Source organism: Mesorhizobium sp. M0909, assembly GCF_040319515.1.
GTDB lineage: Bacteria > Pseudomonadota > Alphaproteobacteria > Rhizobiales > Rhizobiaceae > Mesorhizobium.
This window is the reverse complement of record NZ_JAMYOA010000005.1, coordinates 320251-336560: the sequence shown is the minus strand read 5'-3', so window position 1 is coordinate 336560 and position 16310 is coordinate 320251. Positions and strand designations below refer to the sequence as shown.

Genomic DNA, 16310 nt, shown 5'->3' with positions numbered 1-16310 from the left:
CAAGTTAGATCCTGCTGCAGCAGTCAGGACTACCCCAGAACGAATATGGCCAGCAGGGCAACAAAGAGAACAAGGGCGATCGCGGCGCCCCAGATGAGGACCTTTCCGGTGCCGCGTTGCTCTTCCTCGCGAGAAACGTCTTTCGCCATTCCATGCATCCTTTGCGAAGGTCCAAACTGAGCAACGTGCCGTGCCAGGCTGTTCCCAGCGCTCTCGGAGCCAACTTGGTGTCAGTCCAACTGCCGGTTGCCGTAGGGCTTCTTCGCTCTAGCGCTATCGGCAATACAGCGCGGCTCTCCTCTGAGCGCGGCCGCAGCTCCCTTCAGGCAAGATGCGCGAGCAGGCGGATATCTATCTGACCGAAAGCAAACAGAAGCCAGGCGTGCCCACTGAAAGCACAAGCAAGCGCAAAGGTTCCTCAACTGATGCTCGGCTGGCGGCAACTTGCTCGCCAGCCGAGTTGAGTTCAGGCGGTGGTCGGGGGAGACTGGCCAGCCACACGCTGGTGATTCCAACCTTTGCCGATGTGCCAATCAGCAACCTTGGTCGGTCTTTTTGACCTGGCCTGGCGCGGCGGTGTTGGCTGCCGTGTCCTGCTGACCTGGCGCCGCCTGCTGAGCGCTGCCAGTCTGCTGGCCGGGCGCGCAGTCTCTGGCCGAGTTCGGATTTGTGGTGCCGCTGGTGGTCGTCGTGTCGGTGCCTTGATCGCCGGACATGTTGGTCCCGCTGCTCGTCGTGCCGGTGCCCTGATCCGTCGTGCTGGGCATGGTCGTCGTGGTCGAGGTTCCGCTCGTCGAGGTTCCGCTCGAAGTTCCGCTGGTCGTCTGGGCAAAGGAAAGCCCGGCCGACACCGCCAGCACGGCCGAAGCCAAAAGGATGCGTTTCATCTTCTTTCTCCTGTCTGAATGCGCCGGATGCGCCTGGCAAATTGAACAGGCAGACAGAAGGAGTGTTCCCCGATGAAGTTCAACTTTTGTAACTCTGGTCGTAGGTCAGCCTTAGGATGGCCGGCGTATATTAGAACCTCATGACGGCGGCTCGAGTCGAAAAGCAATCAATGAGCGGAGAGGCCGTCGCGTTCCTTGTGACTGCGGTGGCGCGGTGAGGCACAAGGCTCAATGCGGAGCGCCAGCGGCCGCGATCAGCGCCTCGTCGAGAATCCACTTCAGCTTCGCCGAGCGCTGGTAGCTTCATCTGCTTGCCGTTCTTACTTGCCAGGAACGACATGCAGCGGTCGCAGTATGCCATGCGGGACCTTCAATATGTCGCCGTATGTCGCCGCGTCGGATGGCCAGGAAGCGGCCAGTGCCAGTTGGACTTTGTGATGGAGCGGCGCAGCGGCGAGCGTCCACGGGCCGTTTTCCTTGCGCCGATCTTCCGCGATCTTGGCCTTTTCCACGCATCGCTGCAGCATTTTCGCGAGGTGAATTGAGACCCGCCACGACGCTGATCTCTGCGACGGTCAAGGCCCGTTCGGCGGGCTCTACTCCGGAACAATGTCCTCTTCTGAAAGTTTCCTTAGATCGCAAAGGAGATTCGAGATGTCAGAAAGCCGCGAATGGTTTGTCCAATGGCTTAGAGATGCCCATGCCATGGAAGAGCAGGCCGAAACGATGTTGAACGGGCAGTTGGGTCGCATCGAGAACTATCCCGAGCTGAGCGACCGGATCCGACAGCACCTCGACGAGACGAAGCAGCAGGCTGCCCGGCTGAAGACTTGTCTCGATCAGATGGACGAGGGTTCATCCACGATGAAGGACGCTGGCGGTAAGCTGACGGCGATGGCGCAATCGCTGAGCGGCGTCTTCGCTGGAGACGAGGTGATGAAAGGATCGCTCGCGAGCTACACGTTCGAGCACATGGAAATCGCCTCCTACACGATCCTGATTGCCGCTGCTCGATCGCTCGGCGAAACGGAGGCTCTTCGGGTTTGCGAAGAGAATCTGCGAGAGGAAGTCGCGATGGCGGATTGGCTGAAAACCCGTCTTCCCTCGACGACCGAGCAGTTCCTTGCGCGGGCCGAAGCGGACAGCGACAGCGCCAAGCGGTGATCGGGTAGGAACGTAGTGACCGTGAACTGGGTGATCGGGATTCGTCCGCTAGCGCGTCCCCCTTCGTGAACGCTGGGCAACGAACACGCCTAGCAGGCGGTCGTCGAGCTGCGCATTTCGAGAAATTGCAACGACGAGCGATGCTAATATTGCGGCGTCGTCACTTAGAGAGTTGAAGCGTTCGTCTGCGCAAGCCTGGTCGAATACGCATTGGCACTAGCCAAGATCGGAAGGGCTAGCGCAGCGCTCGGCGAGATCAAGCTTGAGGGGGCGTGTTAAAACGTTCGAAACGAGGTCGCGATAGCGGAATGCCCGAGAACACTCGTCCCTGATCACTGAGCAGTGCGTGCGCGGGCACCGGCAGCGCCAAGCCGGATCGAAGAAAGTTCGTCCTGACAGCGGACAGAGCGCGCCGTTGCGCTCACGTTATGGGGTCGGCAGCACTTGCACGGTTTTCGGGGTGAATTCCGCTTCAGCCGGTCGCTGGCGGTTTCGCTGAAGGCCGTGACCGACCGGCCGACGATCATCATGCTCGAAGGGGTTGACCGCTTTGTCCGATCTTCTCCGCCGTGCGCATCGTCATCGCGCCGTCCGTGGTTCCAGAATATGCAATCCGATGGCTGAACTCGTCGGGACTCGATAAATGTGAGCGCGGCATCATACTTTGCCTTCAGGACGACTGTTTCTCTGCAATGACCTCTGTCTACGCTCATCCAGTTCGGTCGGTGTCCATCTGCTCATTCAGACGTCGTTGATAGGCAAAGCCGACAGCCGCGGCGACTGCCAAACCCGCCGCCGCCAGAAGGAGTTTGTCCTCGGTATGCTCATTGCCCCATGCGTCTTGAACAGCTAACGAAGCTTCATCGAAGGGTGCGGATGCTTTTGCGACAGTCTCGCCCTGGTGCGGCCCAACGCCGCTATGGCGGATACCCGCAGCCAGACGTTCTGTCTTCTCTTTAACAGTTTCCTTGGCCACGCCGGTCAACTCGGCAGCTTCGCGTTTTATTTTGCCAGCCGTTTCAAGAGCGAAATCACTGACGCTTTCCGCCAAATCGCTAGATTGCTCCTTCAGGCGCTCCTTGGCGTACGATAGGTGATCAACCTGCTGCTCGCTGGGTGGCCGGGCTGAATTGGTCCGCAACAAGCTGATTAATCCCGCTCCGACGAGTGCAGTTGCGATCGGCGGATGGCGGAGGAAACGCCACCCCAAACCGGCCCCAATCGCCAAAGCAGCGCTCGGATTGGCAGCCGCCTTGGCCTTGAGATCGTCAATAATCGCCTGCGCCACCGATTGCATTGAGGCTCTTGCTTTCTCCACCAGCGCATCCTTTGCCTCAAGCGCTTCGTGTTTCAAATCATCGGTAAATTCGGAGAGCGTGTTTGGCGACCGAAGTGTCGACAAGTCCTCGGCGAGCTTAGCCCGGGCAGCCTCAACTTCGTATTCAAGATGCTCAAGTTGCGGATCGGCCATCATAAATCTCTCTTGCCACCGGGGCGGGCAGGTTTGCTCGACCGAGCGTTGCCCGACCGCTGCGATTTGGCCGTTATTCCTTCCGAAGGGGGGGCGCTGCCCGGTTGCAGCTTGGCGGCCGGAGTGGATGAACCGCTCGATCCACTTGGGCTTGGCGAAGGCGGCTGCACGGGTTCACTTGATTGCTCTTCTGACAAGGCGCTTCCAAAGGCGCCCGCAACGTCCCTTGCGACCTCCTTCAGGCCGTCCGAATTCAGCCCATGTTCCTCGGCGGCGCTTTTGAGCCGTTCGCCCGCCTTTGCTGTCGAGGACTTCAAGCGTTCCCCAGCTTTTTCAGCAGCATCCGTCAATCGCTCTCCTGCTGGGCCGAGCGTGCGCCTCTCGACATCGCTGGCCGGCAAAGCAGCAGCTATAGCGGCACCAGCTGCGAAGCCGGCCAGAACAAAAGCCAATGGCTGTTCTTCCACCATGCGGCCAATCGTGTCTTGCAACGTTGATTGGGCTTGCTGCACCACGCGCCCTGACTTCTCGGATACGGAGCGACCGGCCTGTTCTGCGTATGACGCGGCGGATGATGCGTACTGACTTGCGGTTTCACTCACCTTCTCCCCAATGCCGGCTAAATTGTCGCGCATGGCCTCTGCTGTCTCGCTAGCCTCTTCCTGCGCTTTGGACGCCCCGCCGCTGGCGGTGCGTACGTGCGGAGCATTTTGGCGCCCGTCGGTTGCACGGGATTGCTCGCGATGCCCGGCACTTGAACTGCGGCTGCGCATTAGCAGCGCGCACCCTGCTGCGACGAGCAGAAGGCCTTCGGGATTGTTCCTAGCGGAGCTGAGAAGCCATTCTTTCGTTCCAAAATCCTGGACCTGTGAATTGCGGCTCATGTTAATTGCTCCTTGGTTGTCGCAATATCCTGCTTTATTTGGCTTATGGAGTGTGTCGGCAGAAGTTCTTTTTGCGCATCAGCGCGGCCCCGATAGTAGGCGAAACCAGCGGCGAGGGCCGTTGCGGCCGCGACGATCAGACACGACCAGTGCAGGGCCATCCCTAAGCTGGCTATTCCAAGTACGAGGGCTTGCACTAGAAGCAGAGCGGCGACCACTCCCAGCCCGCCAGCAGCAGACATCCACACACCTGCTTGGAGCTTCGTTGAGACGTTGGCGGACAGCTCCGCATGCGCCAGGCGCAACTCTTTTTGAAAGAGGTCCGCGACGTCCGCCAACACTGCCGACAGCGCTTGAGGGAGAGGCGAATTCTTCAGTTGTTCCTGTGCCATCAGATCAGTTCGCTCCCTGCCGCCTTCCCTTGTTGGACTCTGGTGCGGGAGGCGCGCTCTTCAGTGTGCGGAACGTCAAAAAGCCCGCTACGGCGGCCAGCCCAAACACCAAACCCGGCTTGCGCCTCGCCAAATCGGACGCTGCAAGAACCAGCTGATCGACGGACCTGTCTCGCAGGTCGTCTGCGTATCCATCAAGCCTATTCGCGAAGGTGCGCACGACCCCAGCGACTATCGGTGCGTTTGCGTCGAGGTCCTCGGCCGCACGCTTGGTCGAACTCGCCAGTTGGCCCATCACCTCGGCGCCGCTGCCGACCTGACGGTCCAACATCTCCTTCACCTGATTGGTCACGGTGGACGCGCCACCAACGGCCGCCCGTTTGGCGGTTTCCGCTGCCCCTTGCGCTATGTCGGACGCTTTGGATAACGTGCCGCTTACGGTCGCTCCTATGTCTTCCGAGGTACCGTCACCAGCTCTTACCGCAGTCGGGGGACGCCGTTCAGAATTCCGGTTGTTCATGGTTTCCTCCATTCGAGGAGCAAACGGAGGTAAGGCACGTTGGTTCCCAATGAGTGACTATCTGGGGTGTCAAGTTGCGTTTGCGAACTCGTGGCGCGCATCGCGTGCTTTTGCATTGGGAATGATGGGTAGCTTGCGGGCGGGCGCAATGCGAATAGTCATCTTTTCCTTTCCTGTCTGAAGGCGCGGGGGGATCATATCTGGCGACGGTGAGCGCGATGAGGAAAAGGATGGAGCGCGGACCTTTACGGCCGCCGCGCACCGGTCTTCGACCGCTGCGTCTGCCGCTGTCATTGGCGATCGGCGCCAAGCCCACGAGTTTGGCGATGGCCTTATTGGAAAGGTGTCAATCTCGGACAACTCGGCCATCAGGAGTACGCGGGGCCCTTGACCGAACCGAAGACCTGATCGAGACAGGCCCACAGCGGATCGTCGTCGAGTAGCGAGCGATCTCGCCCTTCAAGTCGGCGGCTCTGACGCTTGAGCAGAACAATGAACCTCGTCGAGGCTGGCGAGGTTTCGGCATCGGCGACGATGCTTTTGCGTTGCTTCTGGATGGTGAGATCGCCAGTCACCTGGGCAAGCCGGGCGACCAGCGCCTTGAGCCGTTGCTCACGCTCGGCTGCAGCCGCTTGACGATGGCGTGCAAATTGATCTGCGCGCTACGCGTTGCGCTCGTCCAAACGCGACTGCTGGTCGGCGGCATCGGCCGGTCCGCCCAGTGTGTCGGCGACCGTGGCACCTCGCGCACCCATCGGCTGCTGCGCACCTGTGGTGGTGTCCATCGCTGTCTGATGCTCCATCTCGGAATTCAGCTCCGCACCTACAACCAGGATAATCACAGAAATCCAAGTCCACATCATCAAGCCGATGACTGCCCCAAGAGCTCCATACGTGGCGTTGTAGTTGGCGAAGTTTTCAAGATAATAGGAGAAGCCTATCGAGACTGCGATCCAGACCACAGCGGCGAGGAAGGCGCCCCATGTCGCCCATTGCCACTTTGCCCTTTCCCGGCTGGGTCCGTAGCGGTAAATCAGCGTGATCCCGACGCCCACCATGATCAGCATCATCGGCCACCGAAAGATCCGCACAAGGGCTTCGGTCCAGCCGCCGAGGTTCAGCAGCACAAGCATGGCCGGCACAATCCCCACCGAGATGATAAAGCCGATACCAATGAGGATGGCGCCAAGTGTGAAGCCCAAGGCCAGGAGATTCAGGTGGATGAAGCCGCGCTTTTCACTCTCCTCGTAGGCGATGTTCATGGCTTCGAATAGCGTCTTTATGCCGTTACTGGCGCTCCACAGTGCGACGGCAAGGCCGAAGATGAAGCCGAAGCTGAGCGCGCCAGCCTTCTGAGCGGCCAAGGACGCAAGCTGAGATCTGATAATATCCAGACCTCCCGAAGGCAGTACGCCGCCAAGGAACGCAATGTGCTCAGCGATGGTCTGAGGATCGGCGACGAAACCGTAGATGGACACGAAGGCGGCAAGTGCTGGAAAGAGGGCAAGAAGCAGATAGAATGCGGCCCCGGCCGCGATAAGCATAACACGGTCCTCGGTGAGCTCAGCGAAGACCCGCCACAGCACGTCCTTCCAGCCGCGGCTGGGAATCTCTGACGGCCATTCGGCATTGCGTCCGCGGCTCTCCCGTTCGGCCCGCCGCTCAAGTTGCACTTGACCTTCGTAAGCGTCCTCGGTTGTTTTCTTCGACATGGCCGCCGGTCCGGAGCATCTTCTTCGCGGGGCAAACGTATAATAGCGCCAAAGGATGCAGGTGCAGACCTGCGCTTACAAATAAAGATCCGCCGCCTGTACCAACACCTGCGCCATCCCCACTTGGCCCTTCGGCTCCCATGCCCATCTGGCGGAGGATGCGACGGCTGAGCGTGCATGTTGTCGGGACGACGCAGCCTGATCTAAATCCTCATTGCGCTGGATCACTTTAACGACACCCACGTTACCAGCCATGATCTCACTCGCGCCTGAACATCAGTTCGTCAACGCCGGAAGCATTCGGCTTCATGTCGTTCAGGCCGGGCCTGCCGAGGGTAAGCCGGTCATGCTCCTGCACGGGTTCCCGGACTTCTGGATCGGCTGGAGACGGCAGATCCGTACGCTCGCTTCCGCCGGATATCGGGTCATCGTTCCCGACCAGAGGGGCTACAACACCAGCGACAAGCCCGAGGGCATCCACGAGTACACGCTCCCCAAGCTCCTCGGCGATGTCGTCGCCCTGGCCGACGCGCTCGGCATCGGAAGGTTTCACCTCGTCGGCCATGACTGGGGCGGCATCGTCGCTTGGGCCGCCGGGGCAAACTTGCCTCATCGCCTGGACAAGCTCGTCATCCTGAATGCGCCCCATCCCGAGGTGCTGTTTACCCATGCCCAGCGATCTCCGACGCAGTTTCTGCGGAGCAGCTACGCGGTTTTCTTCCAGATCCCCTTGCTGCCCGAAGCCGTTTTGGGTGCGCGCCGCTCGGCCTTGCTCGCACGAGCACTCAGGACATCCAGCCGGGCAGGCGCCTTCGAAGAAGAGGAGATTGCAGAATATCGGCAGGCCTGGGAGCGGCCGGGGGCGCTGACCAACATGCTCAACTGGTATCGCGCCCTGCGCTTTCGCCCGAGCCTGAAGGAGCGGATCACGACGCCCACTCTTGTAATCTGGGGGATGCGGGACCAGGCTCTGGAATCCGGGCTGGCCAAGCGCAGTCTCGCCCTTTGCGACGATGGCCGCCTGCAGACTTTCGAGAAGGGGACGCATTGGGTTCAACGCGAAGAGAGCAACGAGGTGAATGCGGCGCTTCTGGCGTTCCTGGAGGGCTGAGGAACTCAAAAATGGATAGAAACTGGGGGCAGCGTCAGATGGAGCCGGAGGAGGCCTGCAGGGCATTCCTGGCTGCTGCAAAAGAGGAGGGGACATTACAACTAGCTAAGTTGGATTGCGGTATAAGGTTCCCTTGTCTCCGACCAACACCGCGCTTTGCGGAGCCCGCCGCCAGCAAGGAGAGGCGACGGACCCCCGCCACAGCGGCTGCACATCCGAAGAACGACCGCTGCAACCTCTAAACCCGCGAGGGGCCTACATCGTTCCCCTATCCGCGCCTACAGCTGGGTTGGTCAACGGGCTCTTCCCGCCTAAGTTCCCCCTCATGGCACTTTACTGGTTATCCCCTCCGGTCTACGTCAGGGCCAACCGACCTGGGCTCACCTACGGGGTGAGCCACGTCAAGGGAGCCGCCGAGGAACATGAAGTGGCCGAAGAGGGGACCGAAGTGGAAGCTGGCGATCCAGTCCTGCGCCGACGCATTTTAGGGGCGGCTGACCCCGGTGGAGGTCCGTCAGGCCTTCGAGGCTGCTGCCAAAGAGGCCAAGACGTTCCTTCCTGCTGATTAGCCATCGAGAACGATGCAGAGTGCCCCTCTTTGCGAATGCCGACGCCGGCACAGTCCCGGTTATCTTCGGTTCTCGTGCCGACCTGGCTGAACCATCTGACGGCCACCACCAGATTAGTTGCCACCGCCGCGACTTGGGTCCTGGCTGTCCCGGACGAAGCCAGGGCCTTCTCACGTCCAGGCTAATAGCCCGTTTGAGGCGTTTCGGCTGCCGCGGGAGAAGGCAGTATTTCGGGCTTCAAGTGGGGCGGCTCTTCAGTGTTAGCGAGGCCGGCATGACCTCACATCAGATCTTCAACCATCCGCGCAATTTTCCCCAGACCTGCGGTGGTCCCTCTTGTTCTAAGGAGTCCCTGTTCAGCCGCCGCCGCCTTGAAGGCCTCGAGCGCAGCTTGCTGGCTGCAATGCCCGGCGAGGGACTCCTCGACCATTCGGATCGCGTTGAGCCGCCCCGGCTTTCCCATTCTAGGCCATGGTTGCTGAAGCACCTTCATTGCGTCGGCTATGGACGCGACCACGGTCAGGTTGCGATTGAGGCAGATTGTAATTGGACTGAAGGCCCGCATTCTTGTCGCTCCCCACGATTGAACGCAGCTAAACGCGAAGACAAGGGCAGTGGTTGCATGAATGTGGATTACCGCGAATTCAAAGAACCGCTGGCCGATTCGATTGAGGCTGAGCTGGCTCTCCTTGGGCCCGGCACTTTGCCTAGCCGGACCATCCTCTCGTCGTACAACAGGACCCGGCCGGCAAAAAGCATCTGTGCACCGTCCGACGCCGCGAACTATTTTTCGAGCTCGTCACGCCGCTTGCCCGACGGCTTCTCAAGCACACCGCGACGAATTCGACGGCTGTGAGGGAGGAGATGAAAAGATTATGGTCGTTTCGTTGGGCCGTCCTTTAGAGCAGGGGCTCCGAGGCGGTTTGTATCGAGCAGATGTCGCATCAGATCTTGACCTGGAGATCGGCTCCGGCAGCGGGATCGGCGCAGCGCGGCAAGGATGCCACGTTCCTTCGGCGGCTCACCGGCGATGGTCTGGCTGACGGCCCCGCGAAGGCGCGAAGCATCGAGGCCTTCTTCTGCCAGTCGGGCGAGCCAACTTTCTTTGGCTGGGAGGGCGGTGCAGTGCTTCGGCTCGGAACTGTTGACACATGCGCCAGACTGGCAGACCGGAAGCGGCGGCGTGCCCTGACGTCATGGAGACTAGCCTCGCTTCCGAAGCCGCAGATTGTGATCTCGTTGGCTATGCAGAGCATCCAGCCGTCGTTTTGATCCGTTTCCGTCATCCAGAGCCAGCGACCATCCATGATCCGTCTCAACCGCTTAAAAGCCGGTCTTGCCCCGCCGCGACTGTGTGGAAATCAGCCATGTTTCAAAGTCGGAATGCTGGACGAACTCGCCAAGGAACTGGAGCGACGCAAGCACTGCTTCGTTCGCTACGCCGACGACTGCCCTCTATGTTCGCAGCGAGCGTGCGGGCGCACGGGTGATGGCCAGCGTCGAACACTTCCTCGACAGGCGTCTGAAGCTGAGGGTCAAGATACGGAAGAGCGCGGGTCAGCTTAGGAGAGGAGCGTTTCATAGTCTGGTGGGGCCTAATTCGCCTCGTAGTCCTAGTGGTCACCTATAGGCGCTCACCGGTCCCCTGAAGCGCCGGATAAACGCTCCGCTCACTGACCCCCAGTTCCTTTGGCTATCGCTGTTCTGGTCATGCCCTCGGCATCCAACTTCACGATCTTGTCGCGCTTCCCCATCGCTGCTGGCTTCCGTCCTGGGTACTTGGTCTTGTCGCCTTTGACGGCATCGATCCCGATCCGTTGGCGCTCCAGCATGACGCTACGCTAAAGGCCATCCGCCAGTATCTGGCGCCCTTCTACAAGTGGCGGCAGGCCGAGATCGTGGCGACGGCCGAGCCGCTGATGCCTGGCCCCCAGGCCTTTATGCGCATCATCAGCCGGCGCGATCAGGCCAGACCTTTGATACGCCTGTTCGTGGCCTCCACGCTCATATCGGCGCAGCGGGCGCTCGACATCACTAGAGCTCATTGGCAAGCAGCCCGCCGATATACACTGGCCGTGTCCAGGCGTGGGCGTGGCCTTTCCGCTTGGGTATTAGGGTGCGGCCTGCCCGGTCGGCCGTCCCTCGATCGACCCTGAGTTGCTGATCCGCATGCGGATCGTCGGCAGCTCGTCCTCGACTCGATGCGCGAAGTCGTCGACGCCGTGCGCACCGGGAAGACAAGCCTGGAGCTGTAGCGGCCCCGCCTGTCCCGCCCCGGTGTCGTCGCTTCGCTGGCGCTAACGGTGAGACCGCATAGATCTGGTCCAGTATTTTCAGCATCAGAACGTTGAGCTGGCGGGAACTTGCTCGCCAGCCGAGTTGAGTTCAGGCGGTGGTCGGGGGAGATCAGCCAGCCACACGCTGGTGATTCCCAACCTGAGCCGATGTGCCAATCAGCAACCTTCGTCGGTCTTTTTCACCTGGCCCGGCGCGGCGGTGTTGGCTGTCGTGTCCTGCTGACCAGGCGCCGCCTGCTGAGCGCTGCCAGTCTGCTGGCCGGGCGCGCAGTCTCTGGCCGAGTTCGGATTTGTGGTGCCGCTGGTGGTGGTCGTGTCGGTGCCCTGATCGCCGGACATGTTGGTCCCGCTGCTCGTCGTGCCGGTGCCCTGATCCGTCGTGCTGGGCATGGTTGTGGTGGTCGAGGTTCCGCTCGAAGTTCCGCTCGTCGTCTGGGCAAAGGAAAGCCCGGCCGACACCGCCAGCACGGCCGAAGCCAAAAGGATGCGTTTCATCTTCTTTCTCCTGTCTGAATGCGCGGGATGCGCCTGGCAAATTGAACAGGCAGACAGAAGGAGTGTTCCCCGGTGAAGTTCAACTTTTGTAACTCTGGTCGTAGGTCAGCCTTAGGATGGCCGGCGTATATTAGAGGCCTCTTGAAGAAGACACTGCCCGCACCAGAATCCATGGCATGGCTCGGAGAATAGGCATTGGTGACCAGGTGGCGATTACGGCCAGGGTTCTGACGCGGGTAACAGAGGACCGCGTAAGGGTCTCGATCCCAGGTTACGACTTCCCACATTCCATCATCGACCACACCAAGGTGAACCGAGGCCAGCAAATCGACCTGAAAGGCGAGGTCACGCGCATCGACGAGGACACCGTGACTATCGACCTCGGGCCGCTGGTCACGGTCGACCGTGACAAGGTCCGGCTAATGGAGAAATATCGGCCGCCAAAACGACGAAAGGCACTTGTCGTTGCCCCGGATTAGAACCGACAACATCGCGACAGGCTATGAGGGCAGGCCGCATGACGGGCCGGTAGAGGACGAGTCGAAGCACTTGGTCTACTGCCCAGTCTGCGGCCAAACGTTCGACGCGCGCGATCTTGGACAGGTGTTCCACCACGCTGAGCCGCAGCACGAGCCGCTTCCGGTCGAGCAATAGTCCAGCTAGTTGAGCTCCGGCGGCAGACCGACGTTGAGACCCTTCAGCGCGCCACCGACGTACGTTGGATGAGAAAAGGGTGCTGCGTGCACCGCGCCTTCCCCGCGCGCCGATGTTCCACCTGGACCGCAAAAAAGTCCCGCCGCACTGCCAGAACGGCGGGACCGATCAAACGCTTTGCACCAGGCGGGGGGATGCGGGGTGGGCTTGCCAAGTGAGCGCGGACCGTAACCAACCCTAAGCGCAACGGCGGCAACGCGTCCACAACCGCCGGTTGGAGCGACAGGACGATTGAGCCGCCGGCAGGTCAAGTCATCCCGGGTCGCTATCGCTCGCAACCAGACGGTACCGGAAATTGTTGCGGATGTGGTCGTTGAAATAGCGGCCCTTGGCGAACGCGGCCCGGAACGCGGCAAAGGTTTCCGGCGGTACCCCCTCAAACTCGTACCGCTTGCCGCTGGCGACGAACCACACCGAGAGGGTCCTTCTATCCAGATCATATTCCATCTTGCGGATCGAAGTAGATGGCATGAGCACCACAGGCCGAGGCCCGCGCCCTTGCGGGGGAGCGCGGGCCGATCGGGATACCGATCTGCAGCAATACCTGGAGGGGAGGAATGGCTGCGTGCACCGAACTTGCGCGGCGGTCCCGTGTTCCAACCAGGATACACAAAAAGCTAGCCGCACCTTTCGGCATCATGCGGACGTTGGATTTCTGAGAAAGCGGGAGCGTCAATACCAACTTCTGGCGATGGAATTTTCCCGTGAGATAGGCACGCTCCACGGCGAAAGGAGTGCCCCGCCATGGCCGTCCTCGCCTATAACCTTGCCAATGACATCAAAGGATCGTGGAGGGTCGTCTTCGTGCCGGACGAACTGCATCTGTATGTGGAATTCAGCCAGCCAGACGCCGACACAAACCCGGCTGATTGGATGAGCGTTGATGATTTCCTTGCATGGCGGCCGAAAGGCGCACTCCACGAGCGAGCGCGCGACAGCTTGGTTTCGCTCATTTGCAAGGCGCTGACAGGGCGATGAGACACGGCAAACCCGCACCGAGATCGAGTGCGAGCGCCGCGAGTGGGCCTAGGGCCCCACAAGCCAGTGCCACCCCGCCGCCGGCAAACCGCGGCGGGCGAGTGCCTCGGGGACACGATGGTAGATTGCTAATGCGTCCGCGTGTGGCCTTAAGTCGCAAACTATTGGCTTCAGAAGCAGGGCGTAGGGCTTCATTGATGGTGCTACCAACACCATATGGTGACCCATAGCCCTCCAAAACGAGAGAAGCTCGTCCCGACGGGTCGCACTGCGGCCGTCAGCTGGTAATTGCTACGAACTAGGAAACCATCATGCCTGAAAATCCTGAAAATATCAGACCAACTTCGAGAGACGTCCCCCTCATTCAGCTAGGCCTCTATCAGTGCCGCTTCCCGGTGAGCGAAGACGCTTCTGTACCTGGCGGTTATCGTTTTTGTGCTGGGCCAACTTCGCCGGATCGCGTCTACTGCGATCACCACCACAACATTGTGACCGCCGTGGACCCTCGTCGAGCCCGTTCGGGTCTTCACCTCGCTCAACGACGCGCCGCGTAAGCCTGACTGGCGGCGGCCTCCCGGCCAGGCGCTATGCGCTCCAAGGCCTTGGCTACGACCTTGCCGTCGGCTCGGTCTGGCCCATCCTGCCTTATGCCGTCTTCGCCGATGTATCCCCGTCGCCCGATTGAGAACGACGACTTCTCGCCGAGCCCTTCAGCTCGCTAATCGCACAAACGCGTCGGCTCCAAAGGTTTGTCTGTCAGCACATCTTCAATGTGCCCGCGCCTGAAGCCCCAACATCTTCTGCGACCAAACCGCGTACCTGGCACCGCCGATCGGTTGCTGCGGCGGATTTTTGCTGTTCGCAGCTGAACAATGCCTATCAACCTTGTCATCGCACCTAGTCGCACGTAGCGGCCGTTCGAATTCTCATCGCTCGGCGCGATGTTTGGTCCGTCTGCCCAGAAGAGCGGAGCAAGCCATTGACACCCACGAAGTTGCTGATTGGGCAGATCGCTGTCGTATTCGCAATTGTCATTCTTGGCGTGTGGACTGCAACCCAATGGTGCGCCCACATGCTCTCCTATCAGCCGCCACTGGGCGCGCCATGGTTTGTGACAGTCGGCTGGCCGATCTACCAGCCGTGGAAACTGTTCGAATGGTGGTTCCAATTTGACGCCTATGCGCCTGAAGTCTTCGACAAGGCTGGCATACTTGCCGGAGCCAGCGGGTTCCTGGGCTGTGCCGCCGCGATAGCTGGGTCCCTCTGGCGCGCACGGCAGCGGGGGTTGGTCACCACCTATGGGTCCTCACGATGGGCCATGAAGCTGGAGATCGAGAAGGCGGGGCTGTTTCAGCCGGCCGGCGTTTTCCTTGGCGAACTGAATTATCGCTATCTGCGCCATGACGGACCGGAACACGTCATGGCCTTTGCGCCGACACGTTCGGGCAAGGGCGTCGGACTCGTTGTTCCAACCCTTCTTTCCTGGACCGGCTCGGCCGTCATTCACGACATCAAAGGCGAGAACTGGCAGCTGACCTCTGGCTGGAGGTCGAAGTTCTCGCACTGTCTCTTGTTCAATCCGACCGATCCGAGATCGGCGCGGTACAACCCGCTGCTGGAAGTGCGCAAAGGTCCAGATGAGGTCCGCGACGTTCAGAACATCGCCGACATTCTCGTCGATCCGGAAGGCGCGCTGGAGCGGCGGAACCATTGGGAGAAGACCAGTCATTCACTCCTAGTTGGCGCCATCTTGCACGTGCTCTACGCCGAAGAGGAAAAGACACTCGCCCGTGCCGCCACCTTCCTGTCGGACCCGCAACGCTCATTCGCTGCGACACTGCAGCGGATGCTGACCACAAACCACCTCGGCACGGTGGACAAGCCTCAGGTCCATCCGGTCGTGGCCTCGGCGGCTCGTGAGGTGCTGAACAAGTCAGAGAACGAGCGCTCAGGCGTTCTCTCGACCGCCATGTCGTTTCTCGGGCTCTATCGTGATCCAACGGTGGCCGCGGCAACATCGGCCTGCGACTGGCGCATTGCCGACCTTGTGGATGCCGAGCGACCGATGTCGCTGTATCTGGTCGTGCCGCCGTCGGATATCTCGCGCACTAAGCCCCTGGTGCGATTGGTGCTCAATCAAATCGGCCGGCGGCTGACCGAGCGCCTGGAGGGGGATCCAAAGAAGAGCCGCAAGCATCAGCTCCTGATGATGCTGGATGAATTTCCGGCGCTCGGTCGGCTCGACTTCTTCGAGACTGCGCTCGCCTTCATGGCAGGCTACGGCATCCGCGCTTATCTGATAGCGCAATCGTTGAACCAAATCTCCAAAGCCTATGGCGAGAACAACGCCATTCTCGACAATTGCCATGTGCGGATTGCCTTTTCCTCAAATGACGAGCGCACGGCCAAACGCATCTCGGACGCGCTCGGTACCGCGACGGAACTCAGATCGATGCGCAACTATGCCGGCCATCGGTTGGCGCCCTGGTTGTCCCACGTCATGGTAAGCCGCCAAGAGACCGCTCGCCCCCTGCTGACGCCGGGTGAGGTGATGCAGTTGCCGCAGGCTGACGAGCTAATCCTGGTTTCGGGATTGCCGCCGATTCGCGCCAAGAAGTTGCGTTATTACCAGGATCCGAATTTCACGGAGCGAGTGCTGCCTTCGCCGGTGCTGCGCGACGGTGCCTACGCGGATCGGCCCACGTCGCGCCCGGACGATTGGAGCGGACAGGTGCGCGGCGTGGATCGGCGTCTTGCTGGCGACGACGACAGTGCCGGCGCGGCAATCGAAGACGGAGGTGTCCAGCAGCAGCGCCATCCGGGCCTGCGCGAAGAACGGACCCTCGTCGTCCAGGAGCCTGATCAGGGCGATCTGTTCACGCCCGCAGACGATGACTGCGAGACGCTCGCCGACAAGCGCGTCATGGATCGGATTTCCACCGCCGCACGTGCGTACGGCCTCAACGAGGGAATGGGCGACGACAAGGACATCGTGCCCGGCTTCTGAACGGCGCGCCATACGCGGGCGCATCTCAGCGTAGATAACGGCCGTAAGCGATTTCGAGGATCTCGACGATGCTCGTTCCCGTCGCCGGTGCATCAGCGCCGGTCAGAGG

General features: G+C 60.7%; 17 protein-coding genes and 2 pseudogenes. 6 read left to right on the top strand and 13 right to left on the bottom strand.

What is annotated here, in order from left to right:
- Positions 1-533: 533 nt before the first annotated feature.
- Together NKH83_RS10420 and NKH83_RS10415 are read right to left on the bottom strand one after the other, a co-directional pair.
- Positions 534-887, bottom strand: coding sequence for a hypothetical protein (locus tag NKH83_RS10420; protein ID WP_352706230.1), 354 nt, complete (start codon positions 885-887; stop codon positions 534-536).
- 320 nt (positions 888-1207) lie between these two features.
- A complete protein-coding gene (locus NKH83_RS10415) occupies positions 1208-1399 on the bottom strand; it encodes a hypothetical protein (protein ID WP_023680339.1) in 192 nt (63 codons plus the stop codon).
- A 142-nt stretch (positions 1400-1541) separates the two neighbouring features.
- Between NKH83_RS10415 and NKH83_RS10410 the strand changes: the two genes are divergently transcribed.
- Positions 1542-2051 carry a ferritin-like domain-containing protein gene (locus NKH83_RS10410; protein WP_352457928.1) on the top strand — a complete coding sequence of 170 codons (510 nt, stop codon included), beginning with the start codon at positions 1542-1544 and terminating at the stop codon, positions 2049-2051.
- Positions 2052-2760: 709 nt separating this feature from the next.
- Here the strand turns inward: NKH83_RS10410 and NKH83_RS10405 are convergent.
- The 6 genes and pseudogenes from NKH83_RS10405 to NKH83_RS10375 form a co-directional block, all read right to left on the bottom strand.
- Positions 2761-3525: a hypothetical protein gene (locus NKH83_RS10405; RefSeq protein ID WP_352803805.1), complete on the bottom strand. Its 765-nt coding sequence runs from the start codon at positions 3523-3525 to the stop codon at positions 2761-2763.
- Positions 3522-4406 (bottom strand): hypothetical protein, encoded by an 885-nt coding sequence (locus NKH83_RS10400; RefSeq protein ID WP_352803802.1) that lies wholly within the window; start codon positions 4404-4406, stop codon positions 3522-3524. The genes NKH83_RS10405 and NKH83_RS10400 overlap by 4 nt, the downstream gene beginning before the upstream one ends.
- On the bottom strand, positions 4403-4798 hold the full coding sequence (locus tag NKH83_RS10395) for a phage holin family protein (RefSeq protein ID WP_352706221.1): 396 nt from the start codon (positions 4796-4798) through the stop codon (positions 4403-4405). Before NKH83_RS10395 ends, NKH83_RS10400 begins: the two co-directional genes overlap by 4 nt.
- Before the next feature lie 4 nt (positions 4799-4802).
- Complete coding sequence (locus tag NKH83_RS10390; protein WP_352457932.1) at positions 4803-5150, bottom strand: hypothetical protein; 348 nt, start codon at positions 5148-5150, stop codon at positions 4803-4805.
- Positions 5151-5387: 237 nt separating this feature from the next.
- Positions 5388-5932 (bottom strand): annotated as a pseudogene (locus NKH83_RS31620) (transposase); the annotation flags it as partial.
- 48 nt (positions 5933-5980) lie between these two features.
- Positions 5981-7030, bottom strand: coding sequence for a YihY/virulence factor BrkB family protein (locus NKH83_RS10375; protein ID WP_352706213.1), 1050 nt, complete (start codon positions 7028-7030; stop codon positions 5981-5983).
- 253 nt (positions 7031-7283) lie between these two features.
- On the opposite strand from NKH83_RS10375, the gene NKH83_RS10370 reads away from it, so the two are divergent.
- Positions 7284-8141: an alpha/beta fold hydrolase gene (locus NKH83_RS10370; RefSeq protein ID WP_352778304.1), complete on the top strand. Its 858-nt coding sequence runs from the start codon at positions 7284-7286 to the stop codon at positions 8139-8141.
- 849 nt (positions 8142-8990) lie between these two features.
- On the opposite strand, the gene NKH83_RS10365 is transcribed toward NKH83_RS10370, so the two are convergent.
- The 4 genes and pseudogenes from NKH83_RS10365 to NKH83_RS10355 all read right to left on the bottom strand — a co-directional run bounded on the left by NKH83_RS10365 (position 8991) and on the right by NKH83_RS10355 (position 11502).
- The gene (locus NKH83_RS10365; RefSeq protein ID WP_023680323.1) at positions 8991-9275 is read right to left on the bottom strand and encodes a DUF982 domain-containing protein; all 285 of its coding nucleotides are present in this window, start codon (positions 9273-9275) and stop codon (positions 8991-8993) included.
- A 308-nt stretch (positions 9276-9583) separates the two neighbouring features.
- Positions 9584-9796: a hypothetical protein gene (locus NKH83_RS31615; protein ID WP_502895030.1), complete on the bottom strand. Its 213-nt coding sequence runs from the start codon at positions 9794-9796 to the stop codon at positions 9584-9586.
- A gap of 143 nt (positions 9797-9939) precedes the next feature.
- A pseudogene (locus tag NKH83_RS10360) lies at positions 9940-10093 on the bottom strand (diguanylate cyclase); the annotation flags it as partial.
- Positions 10094-11163: 1070 nt separating this feature from the next.
- The gene (locus NKH83_RS10355) at positions 11164-11502 is read right to left on the bottom strand and encodes a hypothetical protein (protein ID WP_352457937.1); all 339 of its coding nucleotides are present in this window, start codon (positions 11500-11502) and stop codon (positions 11164-11166) included.
- A gap of 176 nt (positions 11503-11678) precedes the next feature.
- Here NKH83_RS10355 and NKH83_RS10350 point away from each other — a divergent pair, with 176 nt between their 5' ends.
- The gene (locus tag NKH83_RS10350) at positions 11679-11981 is read left to right on the top strand and encodes a hypothetical protein (protein ID WP_352473687.1); all 303 of its coding nucleotides are present in this window, start codon (positions 11679-11681) and stop codon (positions 11979-11981) included.
- A 487-nt stretch (positions 11982-12468) separates the two neighbouring features.
- Here the strand turns inward: NKH83_RS10350 and NKH83_RS10345 are convergent, their stop codons facing one another.
- A complete protein-coding gene (locus tag NKH83_RS10345) occupies positions 12469-12687 on the bottom strand; it encodes a KTSC domain-containing protein (RefSeq protein WP_023722567.1) in 219 nt (72 codons plus the stop codon).
- A gap of 273 nt (positions 12688-12960) precedes the next feature.
- Here NKH83_RS10345 and NKH83_RS10340 point away from each other — a divergent pair, with 273 nt between their 5' ends.
- The 3 genes from NKH83_RS10340 (at position 12961) to NKH83_RS10330 (ending at position 16201) form a co-directional block, all read left to right on the top strand.
- Complete coding sequence (locus NKH83_RS10340; protein WP_352457940.1) at positions 12961-13194, top strand: hypothetical protein; 234 nt, start codon at positions 12961-12963, stop codon at positions 13192-13194.
- 311 nt (positions 13195-13505) lie between these two features.
- Positions 13506-13748, top strand: a complete 243-nt coding sequence (locus NKH83_RS10335) for a GcrA family cell cycle regulator (RefSeq protein ID WP_352473685.1) — start codon at positions 13506-13508, stop codon at positions 13746-13748.
- Positions 13749-14173: 425 nt separating this feature from the next.
- Entirely contained in the window at positions 14174-16201 is a 2028-nt protein-coding gene (locus NKH83_RS10330; protein WP_352803793.1) for a conjugal transfer protein TraG, read from the top strand.
- The last annotated feature ends 109 nt before the right edge of the window (positions 16202-16310 follow it).

Coding starts and splice junctions, on each gene's coding strand:
- NKH83_RS10365 (WP_023680323.1), bottom strand. CDS start 9,275: ATGCGGGCCTTCAGTCCAATTACAATCTGCCTCAATCGCAACCTGACC.
- NKH83_RS10395 (WP_352706221.1), bottom strand. CDS start 4,798: ATGGCACAGGAACAACTGAAGAATTCGCCTCTCCCTCAAGCGCTGTCG.
- NKH83_RS10370 (WP_352778304.1), top strand. CDS start 7,284: ATGATCTCACTCGCGCCTGAACATCAGTTCGTCAACGCCGGAAGCATT.
- NKH83_RS10335 (WP_352473685.1), top strand. CDS start 13,506: ATGCCTGAAAATCCTGAAAATATCAGACCAACTTCGAGAGACGTCCCC.
- NKH83_RS10375 (WP_352706213.1), bottom strand. CDS start 7,030: ATGTCGAAGAAAACAACCGAGGACGCTTACGAAGGTCAAGTGCAACTT.
- NKH83_RS10350 (WP_352473687.1), top strand. CDS start 11,679: ATGGCTCGGAGAATAGGCATTGGTGACCAGGTGGCGATTACGGCCAGG.
- NKH83_RS10355 (WP_352457937.1), bottom strand. CDS start 11,502: ATGAAACGCATCCTTTTGGCTTCGGCCGTGCTGGCGGTGTCGGCCGGG.
- NKH83_RS10405 (WP_352803805.1), bottom strand. CDS start 3,525: ATGATGGCCGATCCGCAACTTGAGCATCTTGAATACGAAGTTGAGGCT.
- NKH83_RS10345 (WP_023722567.1), bottom strand. CDS start 12,687: ATGCCATCTACTTCGATCCGCAAGATGGAATATGATCTGGATAGAAGG.
- NKH83_RS10420 (WP_352706230.1), bottom strand. CDS start 887: ATGAAACGCATCCTTTTGGCTTCGGCCGTGCTGGCGGTGTCGGCCGGG.
- NKH83_RS10340 (WP_352457940.1), top strand. CDS start 12,961: ATGGCCGTCCTCGCCTATAACCTTGCCAATGACATCAAAGGATCGTGG.
- NKH83_RS10400 (WP_352803802.1), bottom strand. CDS start 4,406: ATGAGCCGCAATTCACAGGTCCAGGATTTTGGAACGAAAGAATGGCTT.
- NKH83_RS10410 (WP_352457928.1), top strand. CDS start 1,542: ATGTCAGAAAGCCGCGAATGGTTTGTCCAATGGCTTAGAGATGCCCAT.